We start from the raw sequence: 18860 nt of genomic DNA on the forward strand, positions 1-18860 counted from the left end.
TGACAATGCCTACCGTAAAAGCAGATCTGCAAGCCTGCCAGGGCTACGCCAACTGCGTCGTTGGGGCAACCGACTACTTTGATCTGGATGACGACGGAATCGTTGTTCTCCTCAGGACCAAAGTTCCCGAGGCCGAGCGTTCCCGTGTCACCGAGGCTGCCCGCAGCTGCCCGGTGTCCGCCCTAGTAGTGGAGGACTGATGAACACGACCACAGTTATCGTCGGCTCCTCAATCGGCGGCGTGCGTGCTGCCCAGTCCCTGCGCCTGGAGGGGTATGAAGGCGACATCGTCCTCGTCGGTGCTGAGACGGAACTCCCGTACGACAAGCCGCCGTTGTCCAAATCCGTCCTCTCCGGCAAAGCAGAGGAGTCGTCCATCCGCCTCCTTACCCGCGAGCAGGCGGAGGAAGCCAGCATCCGGCTGCTGCTCGGGCACGCCGCCACAGGCATCGATGTCGCCGGAAACCTGTTGTACCTCCAGGACCACGAACCCCTACACTTCGACAACCTTGTGATCGCCACGGGCGCATCTGCCCGACCCTCACCCTGGGGCCAACGGCCCGGGATCCACGTGCTCCGTTCCCTGGACGATGCCCGGAAACTGCGCGCCGACCTCCTCAAAGGCGGGGAACTGGCAGTGATCGGCGCCGGTTTCATCGGTGCCGAAGCAGCCGCGACGGCACGTACGCTCGGTCTGGAAGTGACAGTCATCGACCCGATGCCCATACCAATGAGCCGCATCTTCAACGCCGAAATCGGACAGCTGTTTGGAGAACTCCACCGCAACAACGGCGTCACCACGATCTTTGGCACCGGAGTCGAGGCCATTGAGGGCGAGCACGGGTCCTTCAGCGTCAGGCTTACCAACGGCCAGACAGTACAAGCCGCCACCGTTCTCATCGGGATCGGCGCGGTTCCCAACGACGCCTGGCTGGCCTCCTCGGGACTGCTGGTGGACAACGGCGTCGTGCTGGACGAGTTCTGCAGGGCTGTGGACGCCCCGAACGTGTATGGCGTCGGCGACGTGGCGCGCTGGCGGCATCAGAAGCACGGTGCGGACATCCGGATCGAGCACTGGACAAACGCGGTTGAGCAAGCCTCATGCGTCGCCCACAACATCACCCATCCGGACAGTCCCCGCGAGTACACACCGGTTGAATACGTCTGGAGCGACCAGCACGACTGGAAAATCCAGGTCGTCGGTCGCGTGGGAGGCAACGCCGACCATGTCCTCATCGGAGACCCTGAGCTGCACGGTCGGTTCGCAGCGCTCTACACCACCGACGGAGTGGAACTGTACGGTGCCGCGATCGTGAACTGGCCGAAGGCCCTGCTTGCCTGCCGCCGCGGCATGGGATCAGGGATCGGCGTGCAGGAACTGCGCGACAAACTCGAGCTCCTGCTCGAGCCCCGGCCGACGGCGGCACTCTGATGCGGGGAAGTCAGCCGCCGGTGGTCCACGAAGAGCAACGGCAGGCCATCGCAATGGCCTGCCGGGTCCTGGCCGGCCGCGGCCTCGCCGACGGAATCCTCGGCCACATCAGTGCGCGAACGGGGGAGAACGAGCTCTTGGTCCGTTGCAGGGGTCCCAAGGAGCGTGGCCTCGCGCACACCGAAGCCAACGACATCCGGCTGGTCGACCTCGACGGCAATCCCGCCGCCGAAGGCGAGCTCGACAGCGGCTACACGGTCCCCAACGAGCTGCCTCTGCACACCGAGCTGCTGCGGCGGCGCCCGGATATCAACTCCGTTGTGCATGCCCACCCCCCGCAGGTCGTGGCCGCCGACTTGGCAGGGCTCGCCATCCGGCCGATCGTCGGGGCGTTCGACATCCCGGGCACCCGCCTGGCGGCAGACGGAATACCCGTCTACCCCAGAGGAGTGCTCGTGCGAAACCGCGAGCTCGCAGCGGAAATGCTCGACGCCATGGGCGATCGGCCCGTGGTGCTGCTGCGCGGACACGGCCTCACCAGCGCGGCGCCGACGATGGAGCAGGCGGTCCTCCAAGCCATCAGCGTAAACATCTTGGCAGGCCTGTCGCTTCAGATCACAGCAGCCGGAGGGCAGCTGCACGACCTTCCCGGTCCCGACATGGCGGAGCTGCCAGATCTCGGAGGGCCGTTCAACATCGCGACCGCCTGGCGACACGAGCTCGCCCGGCTGAGCGTCAGCCCATGAAGCCGGCCAGCGCGGCAGTGCCGACAGTCCCGCCGACGCTGGGTACGATACAAGGCATGCGATCGACAGAGACAGAAGACGGATCCAAATACGGTCCGCCGCCGCAATACCCCATCGAGTCTGTTGATAACGCCCTGCGGCTGCTCCTGCTGTTCGAAACCCAGCCCAGCATCAGGCTGACCGATGCCAGCACTTACTTGGGCGTGGCGTCGTCGACGGCGCACCGGCTGATGGGCATGCTTCTCTACCGTGGCTTCGTTCGGCAGAACCCGGCGACCCGGGCCTACGAACCTGGGCAGGCGCTGAGCTCGATTGCCTTTGCGATCAGACGGCAGGTGGACATCCGGACACTGGCCCGGCCGGTCCTCGAGCGGATCTTCGAACAAACGGGAGAAACCGTCCACTTCGCCAGGCTTGAGAGGACTGACGTCCAATTCATCGACGCCATCGAAAGCAGGCGAGCGGTCCGCGTCGGTTCCCGCCAGGGCCTCACCTTGCCAGCAAACTGCACTGCGACTGGTAAAGCGATGCTGAGCCTCCTCGGTGAGAAGCAGCTGCGGAATCTGTACCCAGGGCAGGAACTCCCCAAGCTGACTACCAACTCAATTACCTCCAGGTCGGACCTTGAAAGGGAGCTCGACGAAATCCGGCACAGGGGTTACGCAAATAGCCGCGAAGAGAGCGAAGACGGGGTGACATCGGTCGCCGCCGCGGTTGCCGGCCCAAGCGGCACTGTCTACGGAATCAACGTATCTGTGCCGGCCCACCGCATGTCGGAGGAGCTTCGCAGCGACCTCGGGGGCATGCTCCGGGCAGCCGCAGAAGAACTCCAGGGGCGCCTGGTCTAGAAGACTTAAAGCGGCTTCGCGTTTAGGCATGGTTGGTCTGTTTGTTCCGGTAGGGGCGGTGGCCGCCGGCGGCCAGTAGGCATCTGAGTCTGTAGTTGGTGAAGTTGCGGAAGCCGCGGGCGATTCGGCGGGTGGTTTCGATGACGCCATTGATCGCTTCGGTGGGTCCGTTGGAAGCGCCGTGGGTGTCGAAGTAGGCTAGGATCGCTGTCTTCCATTGAGTGTCCGCCCGAGTCGGGCGACTTCCGGGATGGGGAGGTCGGGAATGATGTGATTACTTCGTTGACGAGTTCCCGGCCCCGCTCCGGGCGGGCGTGGTAGATGTTGCGGAGCTTCTGGTAGCACTGCCAGGCCAGGGTGACTTCGTGGCCGTGATCCCCGGCGCTGAGCTTAGCATCGAGCCGGGCGGCTTGTTTGTCGGTGAGGTGTTCGGCGCCGATCTGCAGGGTTCGACGGATTCCGTAGAGCGGGTCGCCCTTGCGGCCGCGGTGTCCCAGGGTGTCCTGCTGGACCCGGCGGCGGACCTCGTCGATCATGGCCGAGCCGAGCTTCACGACATGGAACGCGTTCAGAACGGCGATGGCTTCGGGCAGCTCGTCACGGATCGCGTTCGCGTAGCCGCGGAACGGATCCAGCGCGGCGGTCTTGATCCCGGCAGTGAACCCTGCGCCGCGTTCTTTGAGCCAGTCCGCATAGGCCTTCCCCGACCGGCCCGGAACCAGGTCAAGCAACCTGGCGTGCACCACCCCCGCGGGGTCGCGGGTGTGGTCCACGATCCCGGTGACCATGCCGGTTCCGGGCGGGCCGGTGTGGGACCAGACATGCTCATCGACCCCGAGCGCATCTACCCCGGTCAGCCGGCCGGTCGATGCGATCCGCCGGGTGGCTTCGATCCTGACCGCGTCCCAGACGGTGTGCCAGGAGACGCCGAGCTGATGGGCCAAGGCGGAGACCGAGGTGTCGAAATGCTGGAGCGCATCGGTCGCCCACCCGGCGGCCCTGGCGGTGAGCTTCGCCCGTGGTCCTGCCAGCGGGTGCTCCTCTGTGAACGTCGTTCTCGGGCAGTCCGGGTCCGGGCACCGCCAGACACGTTTGGCCCACAGCAGCCGCACCGGGCGGCCGAAACAGGGAATGTCATGGAGACGGACCTGGCGGCGTCCATGCCCGACCGCGATGACGCCGCAGTCGGCGCAGCCGGTGACGTTCTCCCCGGTTTCGACGCCCAGAAGCAGGCCGGTACCGGTTGCCGTGACGGAGCTGACGCGGACGCCCTCGACACCGAGCAGCGCATCCGCGCGCGTGCACCAGCGGCCACCGGAACACGACATAGAGTTATTCATGTCAGGGTCTCTTTTGGGTATTGGTTGCTTGGTCGCGACCAATTCAAAGAGGCCCTGACCTCTTTCCTGCCGCACCACGCCGCAGCTGCATGCGGCCACGCCCTGCCCCCGGCGTCAGACGGCCCTCACCCTGCTCATCGTCGAAGGCCCAAGGCGACCGGCTTCCCGGCGAACGCGGCCGCAGGCGCCGGACTCCTCCGGCCGCCAGATTGTGTGCACGCCAACGTCGAGCAACTTCCGCTCACCGACGTCCGTGATGACCCAGACAAATCCGTGTTCCGGAAACGTCATGTCAACCCGCCCGTACCACAATGCCCCGGTTTCATGATCCCTCACAGCGATGCGGTGCCCGCGGGCCAGGGACAGGAAGACTTCGATTTCGCATTCTGTCAGCGACTCTTTCAACCCATTCCTCCCCGGCGCTGCGCCGAGAGCCGCCGTACGCAGGGAACAGCCGGCCTGGCGGGCGGCGGGGCAGACCATGCTAAAAACGCTGCCAGCCGGCGCGCCGGAGAGATCGCTCTGCTGTCCGTTCATCGCAGCCCGCTCCCCCACCTTTCGAGTGTCACACCGCGTGGAACGTCGCTGTCCAGGCGCGCTTCATAGCGGCCCGGGGCGAGGCGGGCCACCGAGATGCCGACGTGTTCAGCCATCGCCGCCGGCTTCAGCAGATCCACCGCTTCATCCAGGGCGGCGTCCAGTTCTTTTCGGGTGTGAACGGCGACGACGAGACAACCGGGTGCTGCGTGCATGGTCAAATCCTTAATCTGAGGGCGGTGATCAGTACTTTGGGACACGCCAAATGTCCCTGGGACGGAACGGAGGAGCGGCAGCCCGCCGGCATGATCAAGCCAGGGCCCAAATCCCGGCGGCCCCGGCGGAACCTAGGGGACCAAGGCTTCCGGCAGAAGAAGGGGCAGGACCGTGGAACGCTGCAGAACGGCGGCGGTTTACCTCCGACAGTCCCATGATGGTGGCTTCAACATCTTCCAGGGATTGCTGAATCCAGGCGAGGGCGGCCAGGTCATCGGAACTGTGGGCCGCGTCGATTGATGACGCCTCTAGGAGCGCAGCCCGGCGGCTGATCCTGCCGGAAAGTTCGAGGATCATCGGCGGAATCATGGCCAGGGATTCACCCCGCGTTAGGTGCGCGAAGGCTTCTTTTCCAGCGCCACGGTGGGTGACGGCGACCGTGAGGGCCAGATCTGAGGAGTTTGTGGTCATGGGTCTGTCCTTCAGGTTGTTCAAAGTCCTGGTCTTTTCGGAGTGCTTCCGGTACGACGGAAGGGGAGTCTCGGGTGGTTCGTCCCGCCGCAGATCGTCCGCGCCGCAGGCACACCGTCCGCCACCGGAATGGGCCTGCGGCACGGACGGTCTGCGGCTCTACAAGCCCGGGCGCACCTCCCGATCGACGCAGCCAAATACGAAACGGCAGCTTTCAAGGCCGCGTTCTCCACGGCCCGGTCTTTGGTTTCAACAACACCGACCGTCAGTGCCCCTGCCCGGCCGAGACATCAACCATGCTTAACTGCGAAGGGCCCTTAAAGCGACCCCGTACTGCTCCGGCAGTACTTTCCAAAGGGCACGGACCTGAACGTGTGGAGTTAGACCAGCTCGATGACGTCTGCGACGGACTCAACGACAGGCCCCGAGCATGTCTCAACGACCGCTCGCCACGGGCAGCCATGCAACGATTAGGACACCGGATGCAAACACATCTAATTCGCAACGTTCACTAGAAACCGCCCCGTATATCGGGGGCTGATCCTCGGCGCCAACGCAGCACGGGACCTTCGCAGCAGGGCCTATCGGCACCCCTCCCGGTCCCGCGGAACGTCGATCTGCACCGGGCCTGTCGTCTCCGTCAGCACGGTCTGGGACCGCGTTCCGTTGCGCGAGTTGGCAGTATCCTTCGCCGCCGTGTCGTGCCGTTCATAACCGAGGTGCTCGGTCAGTTCCTCGTCCAGGGCGGTTTCGATGACGGTCTTGGTCAGCTGCTTGAGCAGTCCGTCAGGACCGGCCAGGGACAGCCCCTGCTCCCTCGCCATCCTGACCAGCTCGCGGGCAGCCTCGGCCTCGGATTTCTCTGTCAGTTCGTCAACGGTTTTCGTACTCGGCACAGCCTCAAGTGTTGCGGCCATATCGGGCTCCTTCCCGCCAGGCTTGCCGCCCCGGCGTGTCGAGCCGGATACACCGTTAATTCCCCAGTCCCTGCCCGGGCAGCACGCCGCTGAAGAAGGCGAGGTTCCTGAAGGTCACCGGCGCCGAGAAGATGTCCGCAGCAGCGGTGATCGGCGCGTATCACGACCTGTGGCAGGTTGAGGCGTCCTTCCGCATGACCAAGTCCGATCTGAAGGCCCGGCCAGTGTGAGCCCCGCCCGGCACCGATCTCAGACCCAGAACCGGCCGCAGCCGAGGGCTTCCACGATGGGGACCGCTTCTTCCTCCGCCCCCTCTGGCGGGGCCAGCCAGTGGCCCGTGGAAGGGGGAGCGGAATCAGGGGTAGAATCCACCCCGCGGGAGGACCGCCATGCCCCAATGCGGGCCGCCCTGCGGCTGTCGCCCGCCGAAGGATCCCGCGCTTGTGCGTCATCCGGCGCCTGCGCCGGGCCGGCCCGGCGCGCTGAGCGCAACCGGCACACCAGCCCGGGCAACAATTCCCTCAACCGGGTTCGTCCGGGGAGGACGGAGCCACGGGCGCCGCGATCTCTTTCACGGGCACATCACGCCCAGCCGAAAACCGCCGCTGTCTTCGGCCCCTCTCCCAGAGCCCACCGTGGTCGCCGGAAACCGGACACGAACAGGGGGGCCACTTCAAGAGATACAGGCCAGTTTGTCCGCGATCGCGGTGTTCGACTCGCACGCCGAAGCCAGCAGCACGATCTGGGCGCGCTGCGCCAATCCGGCACGGACTCGAAGACCCCGTCAAGCGGGATAGTTCCCCAGGATCACCATCAACGACGCGTCGCATAGCTGGCGCTGCGACGGCCTGCGTAGTCCGCCAGGATTCGAACGAAGTCCTCGGTTCGCTCCGCGAAGACGTTGTGGCCCGCGGTTCCCAGGATGTGCAGGCTCGTGGTCTCCGAGACGAGGGCGAGCTTCTGGTAGAAGGCGATGCCCAGGTCAACCGGCGCCGAGCGATCGTCGCGGCCCCAGACGACTTCGACGGGAATATTGACCTCGCCGGCGAAGAGGCGAGCGCGGATGTCGTCCTTCGCCGCCTGAAGACTCGGCTCCCAGTATTTCTTCTCAACCATCGGGTAGGTCTTGAGGGCGTTCTGGTGGTTCTCCTTGACGTACTTAGCGGCGGCCGCATTGATTTGTTCCTGCGGCACCGGGGTCACGTACTGCGCACGGAAGTAGGCTCCGCAGATCTCCTCCGGAGACGCGTCCGCCGGAAGCGAACGCGTGATCGCGTCGTAGAACTCAACGTCGCGGAACTTAGGGTCGGTGCCAGCGAGCGTCGCGCTCGACACGATGAAGAGACCTTTGGTCGACTCCGGCATGTCAAGAGCGAGCTTGCTCGCCAGCAGGCCACCGCGCGAGTGCCCGACCAGAATCATGTCCTCGAGTCCCAGAGCGTCGATGAAGCCCCTGGCGTGCTTGACCACCGCATCGAACGTCCACTCGGCATGCGTCGGCGCGAGGTCAGTCTCTCCCTGCCCCAGCTTGTCGAAGGTCACGACGCGGAAGCCCTTGTCGACCAGAGGAGCGATGACGGGAGCCCAACCATCCCCGCCGCCCGGCATGCTCATACCCGAGTGGCCACCGTGGATCAGGAGGATGACCGGACCCTCGCCCTGATCGATATAGCGCGTCCTGATTCCGCCGACGGATATGTAGTTCACGGACAGGTCTGTGTTCAACTCAAGCCTCCTGATCAAAGCAACTGGCTCGCCTATGGGGCGAGTATCTGCCATTTCTGTCACACAGAGAAGCCTTCTGTCAAGAGGGATCCGTGATTCAACGCCGGTGACAAGTTGAACGCCCGCGATCGCCGTCGACATCCCGGTCGTCGGTTGACGCTCGTTGTGCGCCAGCTGCTGATGGGGCCCGCCGAGCCCATCCCGATTGGTACGCCTTGGTTGACGTGAATACACGCCGATACAACAGCAACCACAACCGGCTGGCTGCCAGGCGCCATACCAACATCCGTGCGCCTACTCGACATTGGCTCTCCACGGCTCCACTGGGCCGCCTGGCCAGCGTCAACGCGATCGAGTAGGCGGGCGACCGCCACGAGCTGCGAAGCCCGGATTGAGCGGAACCATTGACGAACGACGAGCGAGTGGATAGCATCCATCAGAATCACTCTCTGCCTAACAGAGGGTAGTGGCCCACAGGCCATCATGCTCCAACTGGAATGCAGCGCCAGGTCAATCTCCCCCAGGAAGAGAGATTGACCTTCGACGTGAAAATGCTCTCGAGCGAGACAAAAAGCTTCTGCGACGCGACATGCCGTCGCGTGTTCGACACAACTTCGCTTCAAGTGGTCGGATGCATCAGTGATCGCGAATTAGACACATGGAGAAGTTCGACATTCTCACCCTCCGCCTATTAGAGAAGACTGACCAATGAAACAAACACTGTCCAAATTCGAGTCTGAGTCGGTACGTACCCACCCTCGCCGTGCCGCCATCGCCGCCGCAGTCGGTAATGTCTTGGAGGGTTATGACATCGGGATTTATGGCTATTCGGCGGTTATCCTCGCCAAGCTCTTCTTTTCTGACAACGGAACCGGCGCGTTGATCTTAACCTTTGCCGTCTTCGCCTCCGGCTACGTCACGAAGCCACTGGGCGCCGTGCTGTTTGGCCACATTGGAGACCGTTACGGCCGGCGCTTGGCTCTCGTTACTTCAGTCCTGCTCATCGGTATTTGCACGGCACTTATTGGTGTGCTGCCAACCCAGGCCTCCATCGGAATTTCTGCGCCTATCCTACTTACAATTCTCCGCCTGCTCCAGGGCATCGCAGCTGGAGGCGAATCATCTGGCTCGGCCATCTTTATGGTTGAGTCGGCCCCGCCCGCGCACCGCGGCCTCTACGGAAGCTGGCAGCAGGTAAGTACAGCTGGAGGTCTATTGCTTAGCTCGGGAGCGATTGGTGTCCTGTCAGCCGTATTCACTCAGGAAGAAATTTTCGTTTGGGCATGGAGGATCCCCTTCCTTCTCGCCATATTCACAACTCTCGGAGCCCTGTGGCTGCGCCTCGGAGTCGAGGAGACCCCCACGTTTGAGGCACTCGAAAAGAGTGATGCAGTTGTGCACAACCCATTGATGGTTAGCATCAAAAAATTCTGGAGAGAGATAGTCGTGACCATCGGGGTCGCGACAATTGGATCAATCGGTTACTTCATCTTCCTCATGTACATGCCGTCTTACTTGATTGCGGTAATCCACGTCGATCCGAACACTGCGCGCTGGTCTAACGTCACGGCAATTGTCGCGTTCGCAGCGCTCACCCCAATCTTTGGCGGCCTCTCTGACCGCGTCGGGCGCAAGCCACTCTTGCTCGGATCCTGCATCGGCTTCGTACTGCTCAGTTTTCCCGCCATGTATCTGATTACTCAGGGGTCAACCGCACTGATCTATATCGGGCAACTTATCCCAGCCGCGCTGCTTGCCATCTACTCCGGTGCCGTGATGACCGCGTTCGTTGAGCTATTCCGCACCGAGGTTCGGTACACGGCTATGGCAGTGGGATACAACATATCAACTTCAGTTTTTGGCGGGCTGGCTCCCCTCGCAGCGACTCTCTTGATTTCTGCCACCGGAAGCAATCTTGCCCCGGCTCTCCTCGCCATTTTTACTGCTCTGATCGCAGGCGTTTTCGTATGGTTTATGCGTGAAACCGTTCGCCGACCTCTCCAGTGACTGAACACTCTCCAATGCGGAGTAGGCGCCCGTGCTGCGCAGCTAGAAGGCTCCGACTGTCGACCCTGCCCGCTTCCTCGAGGAGCACCTCGCCCCGAGCGTCCTCGGACCTGCTACGGACAGATATTGACGACGTTCGTCAACGCCCTGCTCTCCGGTGGACGGCCCGACGCCGGTCTACCGGACGGCCAGCCCCGAGCTGGTGAACCGGCGCAATCCTGCCGAGCCGGCGTCCAGATCCCGGTGCTTGTAACTGCGGAAGGGGCAAGCATGTCCCGGCTGGTTGCTGGGTACCAGGGCCGAGCCGATCAAGCCCCCACCAGTGTGGTGGCGACTCGCTACCGGCTCAGGATCAGAGGCCGGGCGCCTGGCCTTCTGCCGCGACCTGGTTGCCCGCGGCACGGCGGCGCAAGGGCCGGGTCGGGTTGGTCACCATTGGCGCACACGCCGGCCTCGCAGCCGAAATGGCGCCCGTCGGCTTAGGGGCAAGTGACTGTACTCGCTCTCTTTTTGTCTGGCGGCGTTCTTTGGCCCGATCGCCGGCGGCTGACTTCTCAGCTGGGCGGGACCAGCGGGGTTATGGGCCATGTGTGCCAGTGCGGCCATGGTCGGCGTGGTGGTTAGATTCTTATCCAGGCATCGGCTTGATAGTCGCTCTGCTACCAAGATGGAGTTGCGCCCTGCTTGCACGCGAGAGGAGGCCTACAAGGCTACCCTCGAAACTGTATCAGGCTGCCCGGTGGAACTGGGCTCGACCGCAGCTTGAAGCGAATACGCGCACCCACTTGCGGTACGCGCCACACTCTGCTTGAATCCTCTGTATAACAGAACAAGATTCTGTAGAGGGGTGGGGACCGGATGGTCAGCCGTCGGAGACAAAGAGGAGAAGGCAATGACTGAAGCAGATGCGCGCAGGCTGACTGTCTGCCTGAGCTTCGACGTGGACGCGATGTCCGGATGGATCAACAAGACGGATAACGCCGCAATGATCTCCAGGGGAGAATTCGGGGCGTTTGCGATTCCGCGCATCTTGTCATTACTCGACCGGCACGGGGCTAAGGCGACCTTCTTTGTGCCCGGCCACACTGCCCTCGCCTATCCCGAGACCGTCCGGTCCATCGCCAAGGCCGACCACGAGATCGGGCACCACGGCTGGGTGCACGAAAACCCGGCGACATTCGATCGGGACGGCGAGAACAAGATCCTCCAGCGGGGAATTGACGCTCTCGCCGAGGTGGCGGGTGTGCGTCCGATTGGGTACCGGGCTCCGTCCGGTCAGTTCAGCCCCGACACCGTCGATCTTCTGATCAAGGCTGGGTTCCGTTACGAATCGACTCTGGCCGCGACCGACTTCTGGCCCTACTACGTCCGCAATGGCGATGTCGTTTCGAAGACCGAACCGTTCGTCTTCGGTGAACCTTCAGAATTGATCGAAATTCCTATCGCCTGGGCGCTCGACGATTTTCCGCTCTTCGAGCTCACACCTGGCTCCGCATCCCCGCAGCACACTCCGTCTGAGGTGCGCGAGATCTGGCAGACCGAGTTCGACTACGCCTACGCCAACGCGCCTGGCGGCGTCATGACCATCATCATGCACCCGCAGGTCATCGGGCGCGGTTCGCGCCTCAACATGCTGGATGGGCTCCTCGAGCACATGGCCAGCCATCCGGGTGTCGTCTTTGAGTCGATGGAGACCGTCGAGACCCGTTGGCGTTCGGAAAACCCGCTCGACGCATACCTGCAGAACGGCGGACCGCTCCCGCGATAACCAACCCTGCTCCTGCGCGGGTGACGGTCACAAAGGTTCCCGACTCGCGCCGGCTCATTGCTCTGCGCCACCTAGATGAGCAGTTCCTTGCGCGTCAATGGCCGTAGGGAGGGTGGCCCGGAAATTTGTTTAGGGGAGCATCGGCTCAGCTGCGCCTAGGCGGTTGCCGTAGGTCAGGGTGAGGACGTCGAGGATGCGTCTCCAGTGGCCGGCCAGTGAGTCGGAATCTCCTCGTCCGAGGAAAAAGGTCCGAATCGTCGAGCGTTGGATTCTCTCCACTACAGATGGGTGCGAATTGCTTATGGGGTTGATGAGTAGTGACTATATGAAGACGCTAGAGATCGATAGGCGTGCGGTACTCGAACGCGAACTAGATCGAGTCGTCGACGATGCCATCCGGTCTGCAATCGCCAATCCAGGACGCGGCATCCTCGTGACCCGCCGCAGTCCTGGAACCTTTACTGTTGAGTTATCCAATGTGGTGCCCCAGGGTACCATCGCAGAACTCGACCTGACGAAACCGGCCCCTCCAATCTAAGCGTGCTTGAGGGTTTTCTTCTATGGGCGGGGGCCGGTCGGCTGAGAGCAGGGTATTGAGTCAGGTAGTTGGTGAAGTTGCGGAAGCCGCGAGCGACGCGTCTGGTGGTATCGACGATGCCGTTGACGGGGCTTCCGTGAGGGCCGTTCAATATGCCGAGGGTGGTGAGGTAGGCCAGGAACGCCGCTCGCCAGCGGCGCAGGCGGGCGATCTCGGGGATCGGACAGGTCAGGAGCTGCTCTGCAGTCTCTCTGCCGAGGACCGGGTCCGTAGTCGTGTAGACGTTTCGGATCTGCTGGGCGCAGGCCCAGGCGAGACCAGATCAGCGCCGAGAATCAGTCAGCGGCCGCAGCAATACCGGGAGTCGAAGAAACCCTTCGAAACGCACTCGGCCATCTGGGCAACCTAGCATCGGCTACGGCCATCGAGGCAGGGCGCCTACCCGGCTCATGAACGTCCCATTCGCGGCGCAGACAACGTCTTTCAACAGACACCGGCCCCCAGCCGCCGGGACAACATCTCGGCGGGCGCGGACACCGCATCCCCTCGTGGCGAAGGAGCCCGCCCGTGGAGATTAGCCTCCGGCGGCGGCACGGAATCGGGCGATGCCCTGTCGCTTAGGTATGCGCCGGAAGGAGAGCCCCCATGCGCTCATAACCCCCCGACAAATTTGCCGCACCTCTACTGGGTGCGCCCCGCAGGCAGGCAGCGCGCCACCCCGGCTTCCGGCCCACAGCCGGAACCGGAAAAGATTCCCTCCGGAGTGGGAAATCTAAGAGTATTCAACGCGGGGCCGGCCTGCACCCTAACCGATCGGAGGACACGAATGCCCATGAACACCGCAGCCCCATCTCCGCACGCCCGGCCGGGGACCACCGACGCGGTGGACGTAATTGCCAACAACCCCGAGTCTTTGCAGGCAGACCTGAACCGCGCCGTAGCTCAGATCCGCGCCACTGCGGCCATGGACGGCCGCGGAATCCGGGTCACCCGTCGAAGCGCTTCGCTTTTCACCGTCGAGGCCGCGGCAGACGTTCCTTACGGCATGACCGTCGAAAACGATAGCTGGCAGCGTCCGACCTCGGCACGGCCACGCACCGCAGGGGAGGAGGCCGCCCTATGACGCGCGGACCCGCCGATGTCTGGCGCACGGACCCTGCGACGCTTCGCGATGTCGTCCTGGACCGTGCCGCCAGGAGTTACCTCTCACACAGTGCCCCGATCTGGAACGGGTATGGATTTTGTGCCTGCTGGACCCGGACAAGGGAAGCAATCGACGAGGGACAGGAACTGCTGACCCGTTCCAAGGATTGCTTCCGCCCTCTCCTCGTGCTCGCCCAGGCCCACCAGCGAGAATACAACTGGAACGAAGCCGCCCCCTCCAGGAAGAAGCACTCCGTCTTTCCGGAACGCGCGCCCGTGAGGCACTCGTGCCGCCAAATCGGGCACCGGCCCTTCGACGAGGCCCGCTACCGTGAAGCTGCGGCCGAGTTCGAATGGGCCCGGGACTTCTACCGCACCGGTGAGGAGCCGCTGGGCCGTTGGTCCGCTGCGGCCCGCCTACGAGGCAGTCGTTGCGGGCTTCTGGAAAAGGATGCCTTCGAGGATGCCGCCGTGGAAAGTCCGGGCGGCGACGATGATCCAGGCGGCGACCAGTAGGGCGTAGCCAGCAACTGCCATCACGTCGAACACGGCCAGGTGGGTGTGGGCGGCGAGGCCGGTCAGGCCGGTGACGCAAGTTCCGACGGGGAAGGTGAAGGACCACCAGGTCAGGGAGAACGGCATGCCTTGGCGGGCGGTGCGGATCGTGATGGCGGTTGCAAGGGCCGCCCACATGATCGCGAAGCCCAGGACCGGCACCCCGTACAGGACACCGAAGGCTTCCATCGCCCGGGCCAGGGTCCCGGACACTGCGAGGTGGGCGTTCCCGCCCAGGAGGTTCACAGCAGTGACGGACTGGCCCAGCGGACCCAGCACGATCCACAAGGTGGGAACCGCCGCGGCGGCCCCGATCTTGTACCCGGCGAGCCGGTTCCAGATCAGGGTGGTGATGATGATGGACGCCAGCAGGCTCAGCCCGAACATCGCGTAACAGCCCATCAGCAGGGTCAGGCGCGCCTGCCCGGCCGGGATATAGGGCAGCAGCAGTGCCCCGGTGGAGGCCGAGACCATGGGCGGACCGACGGGCATCAGCCAGCCGCCGAACGCACTGTCCTGTCTGACCTGGTGCCGGGTGAACTGCAGGTACGGGACCGCGACGGCGCTGGCCAGCCCCAGCACGGTACCGGCGATCCACAGCACCGCATCGATGCCGAGCGCAAGCTCCTCGCCGAGGATGTCTTTGCCCAGCAGCAGGGTCCCAGCGCCGACGGTGAGCAGCGCCATGGGCGGTGCACCGTAGAAATGCGCCATCACCGGATGGCCGTGGTGGCTTGCGGCGGTCTCCCGGTGCCGGATCCAGTGCACCCCGGTCGCGGCGGTCAGCAGGATCAGCAGCAGGGACGCCAGGGCCCAGACGACGGTGGCGCCGGTGCGCAGGCCGGGGAACTGCAGGGGCAGCGTCGCGGCGGCGGTCGCGACGATCCCGGTACCCATGATGGAGGCGAACCAATTCGGGGTCAGGTTCGCGAACAGCTCCGACGGCTTGTCCAGACGGCGCAGGACGCGCCAGCCCCCGGTGCGGCCACCCGACGGCTGTGCCGATGGTGTGGTGTGGTGTTTGTCGGCGGTCAGCAGCAGTGTTCCCATACCTTCCATGCTCCCGGTCCCGGACCTGCCGCAGTAGGGGCCATAGACTTGTCAGGGCACAAGCCGGACTTGTACCGCATGTGACTTTCTGAAGGAGATTCCCCGATGCTCAGCCCCCGGATACCGGAGCTCTCCGCCCTGGAAATGCTGGCCGCTGTTCATGATCTGGGATCCCTGTCCGCCGCGGGGAAATACCTTGGGCTGTCCCAGCAGGCTGTCTCCTCGCGGATGCGTTCCCTGGAGTCCCAGATCGGGTCCGCCCTGCTGACCCGGACCCCGAGGGGATCCACCCTGACAGAATCAGGTGCACTGGTCGCTGGGTGGGCGGCGGAGGTCCTCGCTGCCGCGGAACGGCTGGACGCCGGAATCGCCTCGCTCCGATCCGACGCCGCCCGGCAGTTGAAGGTCGCGGCCAGCCAGACCATCGCCGAACACCTGCTGCCGCTCTGGCTGGTCGCGCTGCGCCGCCAGCAGGAGAGCCTCGGACTCGTCCCCACCGTCGTGGAGCTGACGGTGAACAACAGTGAGGCCACCGTAGCCCTGGTCCGATCCGGACAGGCGGCCATCGGCTTCATCGAAAGCCCGCACCTTCCCCCAGACCTGAGCACCGCGGCGGTGCGGGACGATGACATGGTCCTGGTCGTCGCACCGGACCATCCCTGGGCCCGGCGCCGGACACCTGTCACAGCAAGCGAACTGGCAGCAACCGCACTGGTCACGAGGGAACACGGCAGCGGAACCCGGGACGCCCTCGAGCACCTGCTCACAGCCGCCGGAGCCGCCACCCTGGCAGAACCGCTGGTGGAACTATCGACGACGGCGGCCGTCCGCTCCGCCATCGCCGCCGGCACGGCCCCCGGAGTGCTCAGCGCACTGGCCGTCCGTGACGACCTTGCCCTGCACCGGCTCGTCGCCGTCCCCGTCCGCGGGCTGCCCCTGCGCCGCACCCTGACCGCCATCTGGCAGACCGGCCCCACACCCCCGCCCGGACCGGCCCGGGACCTTGCAGCCATCGCCGCCAAAGCTGTCCCGGGAACCGGCACCCGCCGGAAGGCTTGAAACCCGCGCGGTTGCAATGCTTTGCGTGATTGCACGGGGTGTATTCATGTGATTGTGTGCTGGAGGCAGGGATCAACCGGCGTTGCGCGGAGCGAACATGATCACGGCTACTCCGAGCAAGCAGATCACCGAACCGGTGATGTCCCACCGGTCGGGCCGGAAGCCGTCGAAGATCATTCCCCACGCCAGGGAGCCAGCCATGAATACGCCCCCATAGTCGGCGAGGATCCGACCGAAGTGGGGATCAGGCTGCAAGGTCGCGGCGAAGCCATAGATGCCCAGAGCCAGGACCCCGAGTCCGGCCCACCACCAGTCCTTACCGTCGCGGGCCGCCTGCCATACGAGCCACGCCCCGCCGATCTCCGCCGCTGCGGCCAGGATGAACAGGATGATCGTTCTTGCAGTGGTCTCGGATTCATCATGGCAGTGCCCGGCCGCTCATCCGTGAAGGGCCTCTCCGGCCACACTGTGGCCGCGTGCGCAGTGTTCAGGCGGCTCTCTATAACGAAGGAATCCGAGAACGACCTCAATCGAGAATTGAAGGCGTGCCAGGCCTTCGGGAGAAGCACCTCGATAACAGTTCTCGAATCGCACGGCCGATCAAGGTGAACCGTACCGGGTTTTAGGCTGTCTTCTTGCTGGTGGCCTCGTCGTCTGATGAGGCGTCTATTTGAGCATAGTAGTTCTGCTCGAACTCGTCGGGCGGGATCATGGCCAGGGTGCTGGGGACATACGATCGCGGTTTGACGAGATCGCGCTCTCGTTGGTGCAGCACCGACGATGGCTAATGGCATGCACTGCCGCAGAACGTAAGCAGGCAGCTCAGACTTATCTGTCCGAGGTAGCCGATGGGTGGTGTATGCCGGCCACGTTTGCAACAGAGCTGCGGGACCGCGCGATGGAACTCGGCCGGAAACCCCAAAGATAGATTCCCAGACTGTGAACCGGGTTGCGGTGCTCCCACCCTCAGACCGATTCGAAGACAAAACAGGCCAAGGTCCAAGGCTCTTTGGAGTGGTGGATCAGCTGTCCCCTAAGGGGCCCCGGGACTCCTCCAGGGGGATAAATCGGTTTTCGTAAAGCTCGCGAACGCGAACATGCTCGTCGATGGGTGTTGCTTCCAAAATCGTCGCTATGAGCGTCTTCATGAACTGTGCCACCCCCAGGTCATCAGGGACCTGCTCCTCGACGAGCCTGGCAGTCCCAGCAGGATCTTCATCGTCCCAGTCGACTAGGACTAAGGCAGTAGTCGTGTAGCCGTGCCCGTCGCCGCGGTCCCGAAGTTTCCGCATCATGTCAATGGTCCGGGCGAAGGCACCCGGTTCGTCTCGAACGATGGTCCCTCGCTGGACAAAACCGAATCCAACGGCGGCGAGTGGATACCTCCCTCGGAGGTTTGCGGCATCACCGTAGGCTTCTTCGAAGCGGTTTGACAGGTTCTTTCCGAAGGATGAACTCATAGCCTTGGTAGAGAGAATCAGTTCGGGTCCTCGGTCCCATCGCGCGATGGCAACATCAACTTGTTTTACGTAGGCCCGGCCAAGTATTCGCGCATCAGCTGCCCCAAGACCTCTCGAATCGATGGATTCTCTGACCTCCGCTGCCAGATTTTTGGGCAGCTTTTCCAGTAGTGCCATGATGTCCTGGGACACGACCCGAGGCCTGCTGGCCCTCGGCCAGACTTCATCCGGGCCGAATCCAGCCCGCCGGAGCTCGTGAGCAAACCACGAGTCGATGGCCTTGGCGAATCGTCCGCTCTGGGACTTATCTCCGGCCGCCAACGGGACCGAGAGAAGGCGGCACAATAGGTCATGGTCCGGCACAAATTCCGGCGCCCCGGGCGTGTGATGCTGCCAGGGACTTGCCGTTGAGGCCCCGGCTAGTATCGCGTCAAAATCTGAGAAAGCATCGCGGCTAGCCACGGATGGCCGGCTTGGATCGTGCCTTGCGTCGGTTAAACAGGGCGTGCTGGGCGGATTTGAGTTCCTGGATATCGGAGTCGGTGAGGCCCAGCCCGTCTTTGAGGACGACGCCGTCAACCAGTTCAACGGCACGTGGCAGGTCGCCGTCGCGTAGAGCGGCTGCAACGCGCGAACGGATCGCATGAAGGGCTTCTGCCTGCGCGGCAACAAGAGCTGGCCCGGGGACGGGCAATAGATCCGCTTCTTTGGGCTCGATCTTCAGCATGCCTCCCCCATATGCTCGGCCCACTGTTTCAGCGCCCAACATGGTCAGCGTGTTAATGGACGCAAGCGGCAGAAGCTCGCGTCCAAGTTCCCTGTGTTCCAGATGGAAGTAGACACCGTGGACGGAGTTGAGGTGGTGCACCCCTGCGTTGTTGGTTGTCAGACGGGGTGTGTCGGCATTCATATACGTCAGGAACAAGTCCGGGATGGACACCAGTGGGACCCTCCACCAGGGGGAACGGACACGACACTTGTAGGCATCGTTGACCCTATCCGTTTCGCCTTCTAGGACGAGGGCCTCCCCCGCTGGAGAGGGGGCGCC

17 protein-coding genes and 3 pseudogenes are annotated in these 18860 nt (G+C 63.7%); 9 read left to right on the forward strand and 11 right to left on the reverse strand.

Translation table 11 applies throughout. The features are described 5' to 3' along the window. The first annotated feature begins 5 nt into the window (after positions 1 to 5). From ABEA18_RS24455 to ABEA18_RS24470, 4 genes are read left to right on the forward strand one after another with little or no spacing between them, the layout of a single operon-like run. A complete protein-coding gene (locus ABEA18_RS24455; RefSeq protein ID WP_264963630.1) occupies positions 6 to 200 on the forward strand; it encodes a ferredoxin in 195 nt (64 codons plus the stop codon). Then, positions 200 to 1432, forward strand: coding sequence for an NAD(P)/FAD-dependent oxidoreductase (locus ABEA18_RS24460; RefSeq protein ID WP_264963629.1), 1233 nt, complete (start codon positions 200 to 202; stop codon positions 1430 to 1432). The genes ABEA18_RS24455 and ABEA18_RS24460 overlap by 1 nt, the downstream gene beginning before the upstream one ends. Next, a complete protein-coding gene (gene phtC / locus ABEA18_RS24465) occupies positions 1432 to 2178 on the forward strand; it encodes a 3,4-dihydroxyphthalate decarboxylase (RefSeq protein WP_345454030.1) in 747 nt (248 codons plus the stop codon). Before ABEA18_RS24460 ends, phtC begins: the two co-directional genes overlap by 1 nt. A gap of 56 nt (positions 2179 to 2234) precedes the next feature. Next, positions 2235 to 3026, forward strand: a complete 792-nt coding sequence (locus tag ABEA18_RS24470) for an IclR family transcriptional regulator (protein WP_047040750.1) — start codon at positions 2235 to 2237, stop codon at positions 3024 to 3026. 22 nt (positions 3027 to 3048) lie between these two features. On the opposite strand, the pseudogene ABEA18_RS24480 reads toward ABEA18_RS24470, so the two are convergent. From ABEA18_RS24480 to ABEA18_RS24505, 6 genes and pseudogenes are all read right to left on the reverse strand, one after another. Further along, a pseudogene (locus ABEA18_RS24480) lies at positions 3049 to 4366 on the reverse strand (ISL3 family transposase). A 114-nt stretch (positions 4367 to 4480) separates the two neighbouring features. Next, positions 4481 to 4903, reverse strand: coding sequence for a hypothetical protein (locus ABEA18_RS24485; protein ID WP_156525812.1), 423 nt, complete (start codon positions 4901 to 4903; stop codon positions 4481 to 4483). Next, on the reverse strand, positions 4900 to 5118 hold the full coding sequence (locus ABEA18_RS24490) for a hypothetical protein (RefSeq protein ID WP_047040755.1): 219 nt from the start codon (positions 5116 to 5118) through the stop codon (positions 4900 to 4902). Before ABEA18_RS24490 ends, ABEA18_RS24485 begins: the two co-directional genes overlap by 4 nt. 94 nt (positions 5119 to 5212) lie before the next feature. Continuing rightward, positions 5213 to 5590: a hypothetical protein gene (locus ABEA18_RS24495; RefSeq protein ID WP_345454035.1), complete on the reverse strand. Its 378-nt coding sequence runs from the start codon at positions 5588 to 5590 to the stop codon at positions 5213 to 5215. Between the two features lie 590 nt (positions 5591 to 6180). Next, a pseudogene (locus tag ABEA18_RS24500) lies at positions 6181 to 6507 on the reverse strand (transposase); the annotation flags it as partial. 813 nt (positions 6508 to 7320) lie between these two features. Then, positions 7321 to 8232 (reverse strand): alpha/beta fold hydrolase, encoded by a 912-nt coding sequence (locus tag ABEA18_RS24505; RefSeq protein ID WP_345454038.1) that lies wholly within the window; start codon positions 8230 to 8232, stop codon positions 7321 to 7323. Positions 8233 to 8940: 708 nt separating this feature from the next. Between ABEA18_RS24505 and ABEA18_RS24510 the strand changes: the two genes are divergently transcribed. The 4 genes from ABEA18_RS24510 (at position 8941) to ABEA18_RS24525 (ending at position 14204) form a co-directional block, all read left to right on the forward strand. Then, a complete protein-coding gene (locus ABEA18_RS24510; RefSeq protein ID WP_345454041.1) occupies positions 8941 to 10239 on the forward strand; it encodes an MFS transporter in 1299 nt (432 codons plus the stop codon). 892 nt (positions 10240 to 11131) lie between these two features. Then, a complete protein-coding gene (locus ABEA18_RS24515; RefSeq protein ID WP_345454044.1) occupies positions 11132 to 12007 on the forward strand; it encodes a polysaccharide deacetylase family protein in 876 nt (291 codons plus the stop codon). A 1370-nt stretch (positions 12008 to 13377) separates the two neighbouring features. Continuing rightward, positions 13378 to 13668, forward strand: a complete 291-nt coding sequence (locus ABEA18_RS24520; protein WP_288338177.1) for a hypothetical protein — start codon at positions 13378 to 13380, stop codon at positions 13666 to 13668. Next, positions 13665 to 14204, forward strand: coding sequence for a hypothetical protein (locus ABEA18_RS24525; protein ID WP_345454047.1), 540 nt, complete (start codon positions 13665 to 13667; stop codon positions 14202 to 14204). The genes ABEA18_RS24520 and ABEA18_RS24525 overlap by 4 nt, the downstream gene beginning before the upstream one ends. Here the strand turns inward: ABEA18_RS24525 and ABEA18_RS24530 are convergent. Next, positions 14106 to 15293, reverse strand: a complete 1188-nt coding sequence (locus tag ABEA18_RS24530; RefSeq protein WP_288338176.1) for a TDT family transporter — start codon at positions 15291 to 15293, stop codon at positions 14106 to 14108. The two genes, ABEA18_RS24525 and ABEA18_RS24530, sit on opposite strands and share 99 nt — an antisense overlap. 105 nt (positions 15294 to 15398) lie before the next feature. Here ABEA18_RS24530 and ABEA18_RS24535 point away from each other — a divergent pair, with 105 nt between their 5' ends. Continuing rightward, positions 15399 to 16352: a LysR family transcriptional regulator gene (locus ABEA18_RS24535; RefSeq protein ID WP_345454050.1), complete on the forward strand. Its 954-nt coding sequence runs from the start codon at positions 15399 to 15401 to the stop codon at positions 16350 to 16352. Between the two features lie 72 nt (positions 16353 to 16424). Here ABEA18_RS24535 and ABEA18_RS24540 read toward each other — a convergent pair whose 3' ends face one another. The 4 genes and pseudogenes from ABEA18_RS24540 to ABEA18_RS24555 form a co-directional block, all read right to left on the reverse strand. Beyond that, positions 16425 to 16745, reverse strand: a complete 321-nt coding sequence (locus ABEA18_RS24540) for a YnfA family protein (protein ID WP_264963790.1) — start codon at positions 16743 to 16745, stop codon at positions 16425 to 16427. A 229-nt stretch (positions 16746 to 16974) separates the two neighbouring features. Then, positions 16975 to 17127: a hypothetical protein gene (locus ABEA18_RS24545; RefSeq protein ID WP_345454053.1), complete on the reverse strand. Its 153-nt coding sequence runs from the start codon at positions 17125 to 17127 to the stop codon at positions 16975 to 16977. Positions 17128 to 17374: 247 nt separating this feature from the next. Next, complete coding sequence (locus ABEA18_RS24550; protein WP_264963787.1) at positions 17375 to 18004, reverse strand: hypothetical protein; 630 nt, start codon at positions 18002 to 18004, stop codon at positions 17375 to 17377. A gap of 262 nt (positions 18005 to 18266) precedes the next feature. Beyond that, positions 18267 to 18860, reverse strand: a pseudogene (locus tag ABEA18_RS24555) (SAM-dependent methyltransferase); the annotation flags it as partial.

The sequence above is a fragment of the Arthrobacter gyeryongensis genome (assembly GCF_039543785.1).
Taxonomy (GTDB): domain Bacteria; phylum Actinomycetota; class Actinomycetes; order Actinomycetales; family Micrococcaceae; genus Arthrobacter; species Arthrobacter gyeryongensis.